At 65.8% G+C, this 15,853-nt stretch carries 11 protein-coding genes and 1 pseudogene; 5 read left to right on the top strand and 7 right to left on the bottom strand.

Annotated elements, in window-relative coordinates:
• Position 1 precedes the first annotated feature (1 nt).
• From GIW57_RS02720 to GIW57_RS02710, 3 genes are all read right to left on the bottom strand, one after another.
• Positions 2 to 2,995: an ATP-binding protein gene (locus GIW57_RS02720; protein ID WP_236509096.1), complete on the bottom strand. Its 2,994-nt coding sequence runs from the start codon at positions 2,993 to 2,995 to the stop codon at positions 2 to 4.
• 99 nt (positions 2,996 to 3,094) lie between these two features.
• On the bottom strand, positions 3,095 to 3,817 hold the full coding sequence (locus GIW57_RS02715) for a fimbria/pilus periplasmic chaperone (protein ID WP_100462901.1): 723 nt from the start codon (positions 3,815 to 3,817) through the stop codon (positions 3,095 to 3,097).
• 60 nt (positions 3,818 to 3,877) lie between these two features.
• On the bottom strand, positions 3,878 to 4,390 hold the full coding sequence (locus GIW57_RS02710; protein WP_236509095.1) for a fimbrial protein: 513 nt from the start codon (positions 4,388 to 4,390) through the stop codon (positions 3,878 to 3,880).
• Between the two features lie 285 nt (positions 4,391 to 4,675).
• On the opposite strand from GIW57_RS02710, the gene GIW57_RS02705 reads away from it, so the two are divergent.
• From GIW57_RS02705 to GIW57_RS02685, 5 genes and pseudogenes are all read left to right on the top strand, one after another.
• Complete coding sequence (locus tag GIW57_RS02705; RefSeq protein WP_236509094.1) at positions 4,676 to 5,377, top strand: hypothetical protein; 702 nt, start codon at positions 4,676 to 4,678, stop codon at positions 5,375 to 5,377.
• Positions 5,274 to 5,612, top strand: a pseudogene (locus tag GIW57_RS02700) (fimbrial protein); the annotation flags it as partial. The gene GIW57_RS02705 and the pseudogene GIW57_RS02700, both read left to right, overlap by 104 nt.
• Before the next feature lie 346 nt (positions 5,613 to 5,958).
• Positions 5,959 to 8,373, top strand: coding sequence for a fimbria/pilus outer membrane usher protein (locus GIW57_RS02695; protein WP_236509093.1), 2,415 nt, complete (start codon positions 5,959 to 5,961; stop codon positions 8,371 to 8,373).
• 38 nt (positions 8,374 to 8,411) lie between these two features.
• Positions 8,412 to 8,924, top strand: coding sequence for a fimbrial protein (locus GIW57_RS02690; RefSeq protein WP_100462903.1), 513 nt, complete (start codon positions 8,412 to 8,414; stop codon positions 8,922 to 8,924).
• Between the two features lie 38 nt (positions 8,925 to 8,962).
• Entirely contained in the window at positions 8,963 to 9,913 is a 951-nt protein-coding gene (locus tag GIW57_RS02685; RefSeq protein ID WP_236509092.1) for a hypothetical protein, read from the top strand.
• 112 nt (positions 9,914 to 10,025) lie between these two features.
• Here the strand turns inward: GIW57_RS02685 and GIW57_RS02680 are convergent, their stop codons facing one another.
• From GIW57_RS02680 to GIW57_RS02665, 4 genes are all read right to left on the bottom strand, one after another.
• Positions 10,026 to 10,433, bottom strand: coding sequence for a hypothetical protein (locus GIW57_RS02680; protein WP_100462905.1), 408 nt, complete (start codon positions 10,431 to 10,433; stop codon positions 10,026 to 10,028).
• A gap of 505 nt (positions 10,434 to 10,938) precedes the next feature.
• A complete protein-coding gene (locus GIW57_RS02675; RefSeq protein ID WP_236509091.1) occupies positions 10,939 to 13,344 on the bottom strand; it encodes an autotransporter outer membrane beta-barrel domain-containing protein in 2,406 nt (801 codons plus the stop codon).
• A 409-nt stretch (positions 13,345 to 13,753) separates the two neighbouring features.
• Complete coding sequence (locus GIW57_RS02670) at positions 13,754 to 15,139, bottom strand: FAD-linked oxidase C-terminal domain-containing protein (RefSeq protein ID WP_236509090.1); 1,386 nt, start codon at positions 15,137 to 15,139, stop codon at positions 13,754 to 13,756.
• Positions 15,136 to 15,753, bottom strand: a complete 618-nt coding sequence (locus GIW57_RS02665) for a metal-dependent hydrolase (RefSeq protein ID WP_236509089.1) — start codon at positions 15,751 to 15,753, stop codon at positions 15,136 to 15,138. Before GIW57_RS02665 ends, GIW57_RS02670 begins: the two co-directional genes overlap by 4 nt.
• Positions 15,754 to 15,853 lie beyond the last annotated feature (100 nt).

The raw sequence follows: 15,853 nt of genomic DNA, 5'->3' as shown, positions 1-15,853 counted from the left end.
GTCATGCCTGCTGTTGCGCGGCAACCTGGCGTTCGATGCTCGCCTCGATCAACGCGACAGCCTCAATGACTGTCGCCTTTGACGCCGTATCTGTCACAGCGGTGCTACGCAGGGCCTGTTCGGCCTGTTGGCAGCTGCGCGCCGCCTGGGTCTCTCCCAGAAATGCCAACGCGCCGGCAAAGCTGTGCAGTAGATCGATCATGGCTGGTGCATCGGCGCTGTCCAGCGCTTGGCTCAACAGCGTGTAATCATGATGCGCGGTCTGCAGGAATGCCTCGCGCATCTGCCGCTGAACCGCCTCGCTCACCACCGGGGGTAACGGTGGCCGGGCCGAGCGATCAAGGTCGAATCCATGCAGCGCGGCCTCCAGCGAGGCCAGGTCGAGCGGCTTCAGCAGCAGCGTGGTCATGCCTGCCTCGCGTACGCGTTGCGCGTCCTCGGGCATTGCATTGGCGGTGAGCGCCACGATGGGAATGTAGGGATCGTCCGCACGCAGCTTCCGGGCCAGCCCGTATCCGTCCAGGCGTGGCATGTTCAGATCGGTCAGCACGATATCGAACCGACCCTCGCGCCAGCGCTGCCACGCCTCGTCGCCATCGGCCGCGAGGGTGACCTGCCAGCCGAGTGCGTGCAGCTGCCCCAGCGTCACGTCACGGCTGATCACGCTGTCATCCACCAGCAATGCGTGGCCGCGCGAGGGATGCGCGCGCTCGACAGGCGCCGGCCGTGGCGGCGCTTCTGCCACGGCCGTGGTCCGGCGTGCCGGAATGTCCACGTGGAAAACGCTGCCGGTGCCCGGGGTGCTGCGCACGCCGAGGGTGCCGCCCAGCAATTCGGTGAAGCGCTGGCACAAGGCCAGCCCCAGGCCGCTGCCGCCGTGCTGCCGTGCCGAGCCGGCACCGACCTGCACGAACGGCTTGAACAGGTCGGTCTGCGCCTCGGCATCGATGCCCGGGCCCGTATCGCGAACCTCCACGTGCAGCCATTCCGTGCCATCAGGCCGCACCGAGGCATCAACGCTGACTGCCACCATTCCCGATGCCGTGAACTTCACCGCATTGCCAACCAGGTTGTTGATCACCTGCGCAAAGCGGCCTGCGTCGGCCACGTAGGCCGGTCCCAGCGCATCGCCCGTGTGCAGCTCCAGGCGCAGGCCCTTCGCGCTGGCCTGTGGTTCGAACAGTGTCGCAGTCTGCTGCAGCAGCGCACGCGGATCGAAAGGTGCGGGCTCCAGCGTCATCAGCCCGGCTTCGATGCGGGAAAGGTCCAGGGTGTCGTTCACCAGCCCTTGCAGCACATCAGCGGCGCTGCGCGCGCGCGTGACATGCGCGTGCGACGCCGGTGGCATGGTCTGGTGCGCAAGCAGTTCAAGATGACCGAGCACGCCGCTCAAGGGGGTGCGGATTTCATGGCTGATCATCGCCACGAAGGCGGTCTTGGCCTGGTCCGCGGCCTCGGCATCGTGCTGGGCTTGTTCGGCATGCCGCCGTGCATCCAGCAGGCGCTGCTGGGTTTCCTTCTGTGCGGTCACATCGGTCACCGCGCAGACCCAGATCGCCCGCCGCTGGTAGCGCGAGGCGGCCACGATGGACTGCAGGTAGCGCGGGGGGCCTTGCTCATCCGAGGAGGGCGCGTCGAACAGCTGCCCGTGTACCTGGCCGTCAACGCGTTGCACCAGGCGGCCGACCAGCACGTCCATCAGGTTGCCGGCGGTGTCGCCGATCAGCTGCTCCAGTGCCTGGTTATGCAGGATCAACTGCCCGTTCTGCTGGTCGAGCAGGCACAGGCCGACCGGCGAGGTTTCGATCAAGGTGCGGCTCAGCGCTTCGCTTTCATGCACCCGTGCGGCTTCCTCCAGCGCCGGCCGCAGCACGCGCCGGTCGACCAGCAGCAACAGCGTCCACAGCGCGGCCAGCAACGCTGCCAGGGCCAGCCCACCGCCGAGCAGATAGATCCGCTGCGCCGCCCAGATGTCGCTCCAGCGGTAGAGTCGCAGCAGCGTCCAGTCGATGCCATGCAATGGTGCGGACACCACGAAGGCACGGCCGTCAGGCCGTGCCAACATCGTGGGCCGGGGCGACGGCACGGCCTGCGGCGCAGGACCAGAAATCGTGCCGTCCGAAAAGCTGCGCAGAACGTCGTTTCCGCGCCCGTCGACCACCTTCCACATGCCCGGGCTGGCCTCCTCCAACCGCTCACGCAGGCCTTGCAGAGGTTCAAACGTCAGCCGGTTGATGAAGGGGATGCCGTTGCTGCGCAGGCGCATCTGGGTGACCAGTGCATCCTCACCGGTGAAAGGATTGCGGCCGAAGTAGGCGCGCAGCCGGCCGCTATCCAGTTGAAGCTCGGAGTCCGCACCCGCCGACTGCCAGCCCGCATCGGCGGTCTGGGCCAGCGCGGCCAGCGCCTGCTCCCGGGTCTGCACCTTCAGGGTCTGCAGCAGCTGCGCTTCATCGTGCAGCCCGGCAACCGCAAACAGGCGCCCTTCCGGTTCGAAGGCGAAGGAGATCAGCGAGGTGGGCGAATCCTGCGCCGCCACGGTGGCGGCCATGTACGCCGAATAGGTCTGCACCATGCCCAGGTACGACGCTTCCGCCTGGGGCGGGAGTCGCCCTTCGCGCGGAGACAGTGCCAGCCAGGGGACCGACAGCGCGCCGGGCGCCATGACGCCTGCGGTGCCCTCCTGGGCCGCGAAGTGCTCGCGGATCGGCATGCCGCCGGCCACCAGTGCGGGCTGCTGGGTAGCCCACAATGTGGCGTTGGTGTTCAAGCTGGCCACGTAGGCCCGCCTGCGCTCGCCGATGTAGCGATCCACTGTCTGCTGGCCGCGCCGTAGTGCTTCGCGCTCGTTGAGGTGCACGGCTTCCAGCCGCAGCCACAGCGCCGCGCAACCTGCGGCCAGAAGCAGCACGGTCAAGATGGTGCCGCCGCCGAACAGCAGTTGGCGCTGCAACCGTTGCAGGGTGGCAAGCACGGAGCCGGAGGGTGACGCCATGGTGCGAACCTGCGAAGTGCGGCAGTGGCCTGCAGCGTGCCGCGCAGGCCACCCTCAATGCAAGCAGTTGCCGTTGCGGTGCGGAAGCGCGGTTTGCGCCTATCGCCCAACGTGCGCTTCGGCTTCGCGCGGCGTGCCGTAATCATCCAGCCACTTGAATGCCACCGTAGTTGGCATTGCGGCTCCCTCCGGCAGCGCATAACGCACCTGTGTACCCGGCGCGATCATGTCCACGTCCACGCCGCGGCCATCGGCCAGGGTCAGCGCACTCAAGGTCACGTGGTACGCGCTCGGGTTGCGTACCTGCAGCGCATCGCCATCGGCAGTCCACTGCAGCGTGGCTGCTGCGTCGCGTGCATTGCCCGGCAGCCCGGCGGGTCGATGAAACAGCTTCACCCGCGTACGCACCGCGAACTGCAGCAGGTTCTTGCCACTGGCATCGCTGGGCTTGGGCGGGATATCCAGAAGATTGAAATAGAACACCGATTCGCGATCGGTCGGCAGTGGTGCCTCCGATGGGCGCGGTGCGTAGGTGACGCGATATGCCTGGCCCTGCTTCGGCTGCAGCAGGCGTGGCTCAACCGGTGTCAGCCGGAACGGCGTGCGCACGTTCTCGGGGCGGGACTGGCTGTCGCCGTCATCGATCCAGACCTGGGTCATTGCCGGCAGCTCGCCCACGTTATTGGCCTTGACCGTCACGTCGCGGCTCTTGCTGGCATCGTGCACGATGCGCGTGCCCTGCAGTGTCACCGCGGCCGATGCCGGCAGTGCCACCGACACGGCCAGCAGCGCGCATATCCACGTCTTGGCGCGGAGTTTCATGGTCAACCTCATTGAAAGGTGCAGGCCAGCACAGCGTGGCGCTGGCCTGCCGGAAGCGGATTACTTGTAAAGCACCACGAAGTCGCCGGTTGCATTGGCGATGCCCGCCGTGGCGTTCTTGCCGGGCGAGGCGTACCACGCGCTGTAATCGAGTTGGCCGCTGCCACCGGCGGCAATGTTCACCCACACGGTCGGGTCGTCACCGATCTTCTGCTGATCGCCGGCGGCGTCGTACAGGCCGACACCCACGTTGAGCGCGGTCGACGCAGCCGTCAGTGCGAGGTTGCCCGTGCTGCCGTCCGGGATTCCACCGAAGCGCACACCCACGTCTACGGCCGAACCCGAACCGGTGCAATCCAGGGCGATGGTGAAATTCTTCTGGCCAGCGCGGGTGTTGGCATTGACCGAGGCCAGATCGACCTTGCCCATCGGCACGGTGATGGTGCCGCCGGTGGAACCGACCGAGCAGGTGTTGGGGGTCAATTCGCCGGTGATTTCCAGCGTTTCGGCAGACACCGACGGCGCGGCGACGGCAAGGACGGAAAGGGACAGCAGGCGGAGCGTCAGGGACATGACAGTTCTCGGTTGTGGAATGAGGACACGCAGTGACCGCTCAATGCAGCCAACGCGACCATTTTCGATGCGCGCGTCCAGCCGCGGAATGAAATTAGTTGCAAAAGCGCGTTGATGTTCGGCAATTGCAATTAATCCCATGGGATTAATTGCAGCGCTGCCTAGACTGCGCTGCCTTGTTTGGCTGCCGGAGGAATCGCCGTGTGCGTTCCCGCCCTTCCTTCTACCGCTGCGCGGCGCAGATCGCGTGTTCCAGCGTTGGCGACGCTATTGATGGTCGCTGCGATGGCACTGCAAGCACAGCAGGCCAGTGCCAGCTGTGTGAGGTTGAATCCGGGTGATCAGGACCTGACGGTATCGCTGACCATGCCGAATCTTGATCGGCCGGATACCAGATTCCGTCTTGGAACTGGCGGTGCAGTGCTGGACAGTTTTTCGTGCACTGCCGGGCAGACGGCCTTCAACATCGATGCGCCGCTTACAGGGCTGACCTACGTTCGCGACATCCAGCACAACAGCTATCTCTACAAGGTCTACAGCACCGGGCCTCGCTCGCCCCTGATCGGTTTCAGTTTTAGTGTTCAGAGAAGTGGCAATACGGTGGGCGGCCCACCCATTGCAATCGGTACCAGAAATCGTCATCCGGGAATTCCACTCACGGCACCCGGCCCCATCAGGGTGGATGTCTACATGGAGATCTTCTTCCGCGGCGGCGCGATGGAGAGCATTCCCATGACCGACCTGGGCACCATCACCTCATCGGTGGAGGGCGACCCAAGTCAATCGATGCAGCACCACGTACGGCTGGAGATCACCGTCCCCCCCCGTCACCTGCACCCTTGCCAACGCCTCCCACACTCTCGACGACGTTGTCGCCAACGAACTTGCCGCCAGCGGCAGCAACGCGAAGGAATCCAGCTTCAACGTCACGATGAACTGCCCGATGGACAACATCGACGTGCAGCTGTCGCTGGCCGATGCCAATGACCCTGGCAGCAGCAACGTCCAGCTGGCACCCGCACCCGGCGCCACCGCGGGCGGCGTGCAGGTGCAGCTGTTGCGCGGTGGCCAGCCGGTGCAGTTCGGCCAGGCGTGGTCGCACGGCTGGTCCAGCAAGGGGCAGCAGTCCATTCCTTTCAGTGCACGCTATCTGCGCACGGCCGACCCGCTGGTGCCAGGGCTGGTGAAAGGGGAGGCGGTGCTCACCGCCGACTACCGATGACGCACCACGCCGTGGTGCAGGGTGCATGCCCGCTGTCAGTGCTGTGGGGACATCCACAGTGTCGTCGGCAACCTCGAGTCCGCATATCGAATGAGTTGCAATACGACAGTAATCGACGCGATTTGCAACTTTTTGTATGGGGAGTGCGTTCCTCGACCTCTAGCCTACGCTTCCCTTCTCCATGCCGCTGCTTCCGCACCGGCTACTGTCCTTGATGAAGTCGTCTCCTACCCGCCCCGTAGCGCCACGCTCTGCCAGTGTCCCCGTCCAGCGTCTTGCCCAGGCAATCGCCTTCGGCCTGCTGGCCAGTGCACCTGCCTTGGCAACGGCAACCTCCGCAGGTTCCATGGAATTCAGCGAGGGCTTCCTGATCGGTGGTGAATCCATCGACATGGGGCGCTACGCCAACGGCAATCCATTGCCGGCTGGCGACTACGCAGTGGACGTGCATGTGAACGGCGAGTTCCTGCGCAGCCAGGACATCCGTTTCGTCATCAAGGACGACCCGCAGATTGCGGTGGCGTGCCTGACACCGGCGCTGGTGCGTGGGCTGCCGTTGAAGCCTGCGTTCCTGGAGGCACTGCCGGCCGAAGAAAGCACCTGTGTGGATCTGCCAGCGCTGGTGGACGGCGCCAGTACCACCTTCGATAGTGGCGAGCTGCAGTTGTCCCTCAGTATTCCGCAGGCGGCGCAGGCCATTGCCGCGCGCGGCTTCGTAGCGCCGGAACTGCGTGACGACGGCATCACCGCTGCCTTCATTGACTACAGCGCCAACCACTACCGCAGCCAGGGCAGCGACAGCAGCTACCTCGGCCTGCAGGCGGGCCTGAACCTGGGCGCGTGGCGCCTGCGCCACCGCGCGTCGTTCACCCATGGCAGCCAGGGCACCCGCCACCAGGTCATCAGCAGCCACCTGCAGCGCGACATTCCGCGCTGGAACAGCCAGCTGCTGCTGGGCCAGGGCAGTACCGGCGGCGAGCTGTTCGAAAGCGTGCCGTTCACCGGCGTGCGCGTGGCCAGCGACGAACGCATGCTGCCAGATTCACTGCGCGGCTACGCGCCGGTGGTGCAGGGCATCGCCGAAGGCAATGCGGTGGTCACCATCCGTCAGAACGGCAACATCATCCACGAAAGCAATGTGGCGCCGGGTCCGTTTGCCATCGAGGATCTGTACCCCACCAATTTCGGCGGCGATCTGGACGTCAGCGTCGCCGAAGCCGACGGGCGCGTGCAGCGCTTCACCGTCAATTTTTCTGCCGTTCCCCAGGCGCTGCGCGCGGGCGCTTCGCGCTTCGCGGTCACTGCCGGCGAACTGCGCGACACCGGCAACACGCTGCAGGCGCTGCGCTTCACCGAAGGCACCTATGCGCGCGGCCTGAACAACCGGCTGACCGTGCTGGGTGGCGCGCAGCTGGGTGAGGACTATCGCGCGCTGCTCGCTGGTGCAGCGGTCAACACGGCCATCGGTGCGTTCGGCGCCGATGTTACCCACTCGCGTGCCCGCCTGCGCGGCAGCGAGACGGTCACCGGCAACAGCTTCCGCCTGAACTACCAGCGCTATGTGGCGCGTACCGGCACCAACTTCGGCCTGGCCGCATACCGCTACAGCACGCGCGGCTTCCTCAGCCTCAGCGATGTGGCGCGGGCGCAGAACGACGACTGGGGCTACGGCCAACGTGCCCGACAGCGCTACCAGGTGAACTTCTCGCAGAAGGTGGGGCAGCGCAGCAACCTGTATCTCAGCGGCGGCCACGTGGCCTATTGGGACAGCACCCGGCGCCGCAACGATTTCCAGCTGGGCTTCCAGAGCACGCTGGGGCGGATCAACTATGGTGTATCCGCACTGCGCTACCGGCTGGGCGATGGACGCCAGGACACGCGCTACGCGTTCACTCTCAGCGTACCGCTGGGCCGCAGTGCCAATGCACCGCGTGCCAGCACCCAGCTCAGCCAGGCCGATAGCGGCCGGCAGTCGCAGCTGGGTATCAGCGGCAGCCTGGGTGAGTCGCGCGCGCTGAGCTACAGCCTGTCCAGCGCGCAGGGCAACGGCCAGAGCAGCCATAGCGCGTATGCCGCATGGCAGGGCAGTCGTGGCAATCTCAACGCCGGCTACAGCCGCAGCGGCGACTACCGCAGCCTGTCGCTGGGTGCGTCCGGCAGCGTGGTGTTGCACGGCGGCGGCCTGAACCTGGGCGCCCCCGTGGGTGAGGGCTTCGCGCTGGTGCAGGCACCGGGTGCGCAGGGCGCGCGTATCGGCAGCGGTGGCGATACACGCGTGGCGCGTAACGGTTATGCGCTGCTGCCGCACATCAGCCCCTATCGCTGGAACACCATCGACCTGGACCCGTCCGGCCTGCCGATCGAGGTGGAGCTGCTGCAGACCTCGCAGCGTGTGGCGCCCACCGCCGGTGGCATCGTGCGCGTGCCGTTCCAGGTACGCCGCGAGCGCACGCTGTTCATCGACGCCACCGACGCGCTGGGCCAGCCGCTGCCGTTCGCGGCGGTGGTGCAGACCGAAGACGGTACGCCGGCCGGTGCGGTGGGGCAGGGCGGGGTCATCCAGCTGCGGGGTGCACCCGAGCAGGGCCAGCTGATTGTCGACCCGGAAGGCCCGCATCGCTGTCGTCTGGACTACACCACACCCAACACACCCGACGCCTACGGGCTGCGCTGGAGCCAGGCGGTGTGCGTAGCGCAGCCTCCACTCAACGCCGGTCTGCACGTGGTGCGCGAAGTCTCCAGCACATCGACGACGCAGTGACCCGCTTTCAATCCCCTTTCTCCAACAGGATTTCCCGCATGAACCACGTTTCCCGCCTCTCTGTGTGTGCTGTGCTGCTGGCCGTCACGCCGATCGCCCTGGGTGCCCCGGACACCGTCACGCTCACCATCAGCGGCAAGGTGCTGCCGGGAACCTGCACCCTGGCGGCCCCGGCCATCATGCTGGATCCGGTAGCCGCCGACGAGATCGTGGATGGCGACAACAAGCTCAAGGCCGGCGCGCTGAACTTCACCGGCTGCGTGGGCGTGAGCAAGGCCACGTTGTCGTTCGACGGCACGGCGGCTTCCGGTGACCCGGAGCGCTGGGAGAACACCGCACCGAGCGATGCTGCCACCGGCGTTTCGGTAGCGCTGCTGGCAGGTGCCAGCGGCAGCAGTTACCTGAAGAAGGGGGACACCGGCATCGACGTGCCGGTGACCGGCACCACAGCCAGCTACCCGCTGCGCGCGGGCTACTACGTGACCTCCGCTGGGGCGGCGGGGCCGGGTGAAGTGCGGGCGGAGATCGTCGTAACGGCTGACTATCAGTGAAGCGTGCACGTTCGGTGCTGCGGGGTGCAGCATTCGCGATGATCGCATCGGTCGGCATGGTGCCGGCAGCCGCCTACGCCTGCAGCGTTGACGTGGCGACAGCAGGCACGTCCATTACCGCCTCGTTTGACAACGTGACCAGCCCGGATGTGATCCTGGTTCCCTTTGGAAGAGGCAGGTATTCCGCAACGTACCTGAGGGGATGCAGCAATTACCCATCTTTTCCGGTCACCCTGACCCCCGCAAGTGGGGGCCTGACCTATGTGCGGGACGTGCAGATCGACGGCGAGTCCCACCCAGCGTACGGATGGCACGCTTCGTCGCCGTTGATTGCATTCAGGTATCGGCTCCAGACCAATTATGGAATCGTCGGTGAGGGGCCCTTGAGCATGGACAGGCCTACCCAGGTTGCAGCGGGGGTTTCAGGGCCCAACGGCTTCCTTTCCTTCGTGGTGGACATGGCGCTCATCTCCCGTGGCGGCGGAATGACGGGTTCTGGCAGTACGTCGTTGGGCACGGTAGAGGCCACCTTCACAAGGTTTCCTGGCCTTCAGTTGACCAACCGCCAGAGCGGGGACATAGACAGGCTGCCGGACACCTGCTACCTGGAAGTACCCACCACCACGCTGCGCGATGTCTCCCAGTCGGAGATACCCAACCCCGGCGACACTGCGGCCGAAACCGATTTTGAAGTGCTGATGTACTGCGAGGCTTCGGGCCTGATTGATCTGAGCGTAAGCGACGCGAATGCACCCGGGAATCGCACCGATCAGCTGGTGCCTACGGCGGACTCGGGGGCAACCGGCGTGCGCACGCAGATCCTGCGCAGCGGTGTGCCGATGACCATGGGGACAAAATGGGAGTACGGCAATGCCCAGAGTGGATCGGACTACTACATTCCCTTCAGCGCCCGATACATCCGCACCGCCGACGCGATAGGTCCAGGCATCATCAAGGGCGAAGTCGTCCTTTCCGCAACGTATCGATAAAGCGATCGCGTTGCCGTTTCATTGCCCGAAGCCGTCGCTGGGCGCGATGGCAACCTCGGCTTCATGCCGGGCGCAGCGTGCAGTGGCTGTGTTCACTCCAGGCGGGTGCGCATCACAGCGTCCGCACCTGTACCTCCATGTATTCGGCCAGCCCACGACAGGCCAATAGAAGGCCTTCGCGCACGTCTTCGCCAATCTGCTGGTCAGCGTCGCCATCGACGCGCACGCGTTCCGTGGCGTGCAGTATTTCCAGCAACAGCGTCAGGCCTGAGTTTGCGCGGTCGATGCGGGCCATCGCCATGCGTTGTCCCGGCGTATGCCCTTTCGTGGGCCAGGGTTGGCCGTCCGCGGCGTCCACTTTGCGGATGCGTTGCAGGCAGCCCAGCAAGGTGGTGCTGCTGGGCGCGTTGACCTGGGTAGCGGTGAGCGTGGTTTCCAGCGCACGGGCGACCGCCTCCGGCAGCTGGTTGGCAGCCTCACCGAGGGTGGCGAACAGATAGGGGTACTGCGAGGCAGTCATGGCGGCATCCTTGAATACGAAGCAAGGGGCTGCCCTCGCGCTGGGCGAGGGCGGCAGACGGTGCGTGGTTGCAATACCGGTGATTAGCGTCGCCAAATGCCGGCGGGCACGAGGCCCCCACGCACCGCCCGCCAAAGACTCGCGGACAGAATGCCTGCCGACGTCACCCAACAAGGAAAGGACGACGCCGGCAGGCAAGCGTAAACGACACTAATCAAACGGGATTGCAAGCCCGTGCCACCCGTTGTCGGTGGCGCGCCATGATGTGCACGGAAGTGCTGCTGTACCAATCAGAAAAGTTTCAATTTCGAAAACGTTGCAGATTCACGGCGCACGCAATGCGCGAGGCCAGGTGCATCTCGGCATGGCAGATGCGACATTTTCCGTAGAGCCGAGCCCATGCTCGGCTCACCGCGTTCTGATCGAAAAGCAGCCGAGCATGGCTCGGCGCTACAGAACGCAGAATACGGCGCCGGAATCATCCGGCGCCGTGCGAGTTTCTACATCACCACTTGTACGCAACACTCACATTCGCAGTTGCCTCGCGGTAACCATGGTCACCGCGCATCACACCGAAGCCACCCCATGCGCTCAGGCCCGAACGGAATTCCAATCGAGCACCCGCACTCAGTTCATAACGGTTGCGCGGAACACCGGCCTTCAGCACTTCATCATCGAAGGCGATGCCGTTGCCGGCACCATCGCGGTACCAGTTTGCCGCCAGATAAGGGCTGACCGAGGCGCCCGCTGCCGAGTGGCCTTCGCCCTGCAGGCGCAGGCCCATGCGCCCGGACAGGCCGCTGTCGCCCTGCGAGCGCACTACCGTGCCGTTGGTCTCGGTGTGCACATCGATGTTGGCATCGGTATAGACCAGCTGCAGTTCCGGCTGCAGGCTCAGCGCGGTGCTGCCGATCGCACCGATGCCGATGCGATAACCGGCCTCCAGCGACGACTGCCACAGATCCGAGTCGTAACGCTCTTCGGCCAGGCCTTCGCCCTGCACGCGGTTGCGGAACTGGCCACGCTGCACGCTGGCATCCACATACAGCGCATCGCTGTTCCAGTTGCCATACACGCCCAGCGCACCGCCTTCCACCTTGCCGCGCGCGCTGTAACCGGTCAGCTGCGAACGCGAGGTGGCGCTGGACTGCGCAACGGTACCCATCACGCCCACACGGCCGCGGCCGCTGTCGAACACACCAACGTCCGCACCCAGCTGCAGGCGCGAGCGGTCCACGTGCAGGTCCAGCTGGTCTTCCACGGCCGACAGCTTGCTCTGCGTGCCGTCCACGCGCGCCCAGCCACGCACGCCATCGTTGGCGGCCGTGCTGCCGCCGTGGCGGTCACGCCAGCCATGACGCAGCAGCTGGTTCACCGCGAACTGGTTGGCCAGGTAGGCGCCCGCTTCCGGGCGCAGCACCGGGGTAGGTGGTTCGATCGGGTCAATCGGGTCCACCGGATCGACGATCGGCTTGCACTGCGGCAGGGTCGGGTCGGCCAGGCACGGGTCCGGCGTGGTCGCCAGTTCCGAGCGCAGGTACCAGCCGCCGTTGGTCGCATCCTTGAACAGGAAGTACTCGTACTGCCCACCCACGGCGCGGCCGCTCAGGTCGAACTGCGCATTGGACGCACCGCCCACGCGGATCAGCTCGATGCCCTTGTCGGTCTTCGCGCCCGCGCCGCCGGCATTGAGCACGCGCACGTTGGCCTGGCCATTGGCATCACCGGCGATGATCAGCTTGTCGGTGGCCGAGCTGTCGTCGCCCAGATGTGTGTTGAACGCCAGCGTGCCGCCGTTGCCGGTGAAGGTATCCACGCTGAGCGTGTTGAAGCTGCTGCCATCACCCAGTGCCACGGTACCGGTGCTGCCCAGGGTGAGGTGGCCGACATTGCTGTCGCCGGTCATCAGCCAGGTGCTGTCGCTGTCGATGCTGGCGCTGGTGACGTTGAAGAAACGGCCATCGATCTGGGCGTTGTTGCGCAGGAAGACCGCGAGCGTGCCATCGATGGTGGCTGGATCGAATGTGATGTTGCCTGCCAGACGCGAGTCATCCACGCTGAAGGCGACGTCGGCCTTGCCAACGAACGTGTTGGTCAGGGACTGCACCAGAAGGATGTTTCCATCGCCGCCGCGAATCCTGGTGTCGTTGCCCAGCGTGATGTCGTAGCGTCCGTCGAAGCCGGCCGGCATGACCCGGATGGCCGCGCCCCTGCCGGACTGCACCAGGGAGTCTTCAATACGCACTGCAATCGGATCCAGCACGCCTGCGGAAGCGGACAGGAGTACGCCGACATTGACGGCAAAGATCTGTGAACCGTTGCGGATGTCTGCCTGGCCCTGCATCAGGCGTACGCCATGGCCACTGTTGAGGGCATTTCCGGCAGGGGCATCGTCAGCCACGATCGTGGTGTTGTCGAGGGTGGCCCGTGCGTTGTCCGAGGCCTCGCCGAAGATGTTGGTCAGATCCACGCCGATGCTGTAGGTGTCGGTCGGCAGCAGTCCCGTGCCGGGTTGTGAATAGATGGTGCTGTTGCTGATGCTGGCGGTCGAGTCCTTCAGGATCTGCACCGCGCCCAGCAGGACGCTGTTGCGGGCGGTCAGGGTGGAGGCCCCACCCAGCAACACGGCCACGGGTGAGCCGCCGCTCGCCGGGCGGCTGATGCCGCCGCCGGAGATGGCCACGTCCGAATCGGTGGCCTTGATGCCATGGGTTTCCCCGCCCGCACTGACGGTCAGCGTCGACCCATTGGTCAGCGTCCAGGCCTCCACCGCGTTGCCGCTGGTGACTTCGGCCTGCTGGTTGTCCAGATTGCCGGCAACGACGCCGGTGATGGGTGAGGCGGCCAACGCCAGCAGCAGGCCACGGGCCAGTGGTCGCAGCGACAGCGCACGGGTAGCAGAATGGCGCATGGTAAGTCCTCTCGATGGGAAGCGGATGGACTGCGCACTGCGGTGACCTCGACACCCCTGTTCAGGCCGATGGCATATACGCGCACGTCGGCGTGAATGCGAGGTGGAAATGGTCGTTTGCGACAGCGCGTGTCTGGAATGAGGTCAAGTTTCCTCGCGACCCTCGCCTGTGCCCATGCAACTAGTTGCAAAGCTCGCTTGGCTGCTGTGCTGCAGCCGGGGGCGATTCAGGCAACGCCTGCGCAGTTGAGGGCAAGCTTCCTGCCCATTGCGGGTGGACGAAGAACAGTCGGCATCGGCTTTACCGGGCGACAGCTGAGTTGTTTCAGGCGAAGGGAAGTGCGGACCAAGGTCCGCATCCACGGGAGAATTCGCCACCCGCTACTGGGCTCTCACTCCCTGCGGTGGATCACGCCGGCGGCAGCACCTTGCCCGGGTTGAGGATCCCATCAGGGTCCAGCGCGTGCTTGATCGCGCGCATCGCCGCCAGCGTCGCCGGGGTGAACGCCTGCGCCATGAAATCGCGCTTGGCCAGGCCAATCCCGTGCTCGCCCGACAGCGTGCCGCCCAACGCCAGCGTCAGTTCGAAGATCTTCGGCAGCGCCGCATGTGCGCGTGCGTTCTCGTCGGCGTCGTCCGGGTGGTAGAGGATGTTGACGTGCAGGTTGCCGTTGCCGGCATGGCCGAAGGTGACGATGGTCAGCGTGTACTCGCGCGCCAATGCCTGCACGCCAGATACCAGTTCCGGAATGCGCGACACCGGCACCACCACGTCTTCGTTGATCTTGCCGGGCGCGACGCTGCGCAGCGCGGGCGACAAGGCCTTGCGTGCGGCCCACAACTGATCGCGCGCGCGGCCTTCCATCGCCACGTCCAGCTCGATCATGCCGTCGCCTTCGGCGGCGTTGGCCAGCGCCTGCAGCAGGTAGGGCAGAGTGTCGTGGTCGCCATCGGCCTCGACCAGCAGCATCGCACCGGCCTCCGGCACGTCGGCACCGTTGAGGCGCAGCAGCTGCAGGCTGCGTGCGTCCATGAATTCCAATCGCGTGGGAACGACCGGCTGCGACATCAGCCGCGATACTGCTGCTGCGGCGGCATCGGCATCGCGGTACAGCACGCGCAGGCCCGCCTGGCTGACCGGCAACGGGGTCAGCTTCAGCGTCGCTTCCACGATCAGTGCCAGCGTGCCTTCACTGCCTACCAGCAGGTGGGTGAGGTCGTAACCGGTGGCGTCCTTGGTGTAGGCGCCGCCGCAGCGGATCACCTCGCCGGTACCGGTGACCGCTACCAGGCCCAGCACGTTGTCGCGGCTGGTGCCGTACTTCACCGCGCGCGGGCCGCCGGCATTGCAGGCGAGGTTGCCGCCAATGCTGCAGATCTCCGCGCTGGAAGGATCGGGCGCCCAGAACAGGCCGTGCGGTGCCAGCGCCTGCTGCAGCGTTCCATTGAGTACGCCCGGCTGCACCACGGCACAGCGGTCACCGGCGCGGATCTCGACGATGCGGTCCATGCGGGTGAACGACAGCACGATGCTGCCGGGCAATGGCACCGCAGCACCGGTGGTGCCGGTACCCGCGCCACGCGCAACCAGTGCCACGCCATGCGTGCGGCAGGCGCGTACCAGCGCCTGCACCTGTTCGATATCTGCCGGCAGTGCCACGGCAGCCGGGCGCTGGTGGCGCCACGAGTTGTCCTGCGCGTTCGCCTCCAGCGCGCTGTCATCCATGCGCCAGCCATCGGCACCCAGCAGGGCGGACAGTTCGGCAATCAACGCGACGGGCAGGGCAGTACTCATGACGGATCTCGTGGGGCAGCAGGGGCGGGTTGAATCAGTTTCCAGGCAAGAACGGCGCCGGCCAGCGGCAGCCACACCCAACGCAGTTCCGACAGCAACGTGGCCAGGCCCCGCGCGCTGAAGAACTGTGGGGCAAACGGGGAAACGCGGATCGGGCGCCAGGGCGCGAAGAAGCGGTGTTCGCTCCAGGGCCAGGCCAGCGCAACGCCGAGACCGCCGGAGGTCAGTGCATCCAGCAGCGGATGGCTGGCGGCGCAGACGAAGACGAACACAGCGGCTTGTACGGTAGATGCCAACCTTGGTTGGCACGAAACCGCCGACCAAGGTCGGCGACTACCGGAGCTGTGCGGTGCCGACCAAGGTCGGCCTCTACCAACGCCAAGTGCCAACGCCGCCACCATGGCCAACACACCGGCAAACAACAACGAATGGCTGGCACCGCGATGGCCGAAAGCATCGGCATAGGGAATGTGCAGAGCGAATGCCAGCACGTCGGCGTCGGGCAGCATCGCCGCGATCACCCCAGCTGCAAGCAGACGTAGCGGGATGCGACCACGATCAGCCGCGCACCACAGCGCCAGTGGCACGGCCGCGTGGGTGATGATCGAAGGCATCAGTCACGCCCCATGGTAGTGCCGGCCAGGCCGCGCGCTGGTAGGTGCCAACCTTGGTTGGCACAGAAGCGCCGACCAAGGTCGGCCTCTACCAAAGCGG

It is taken from the genome of Stenotrophomonas sp. PA-6-5C (assembly GCF_021605635.1).
Lineage (GTDB): Bacteria > Pseudomonadota > Gammaproteobacteria > Xanthomonadales > Xanthomonadaceae > Stenotrophomonas > Stenotrophomonas lactitubi.
This window is presented reverse-complemented; position numbering and strand designations above follow the sequence as displayed.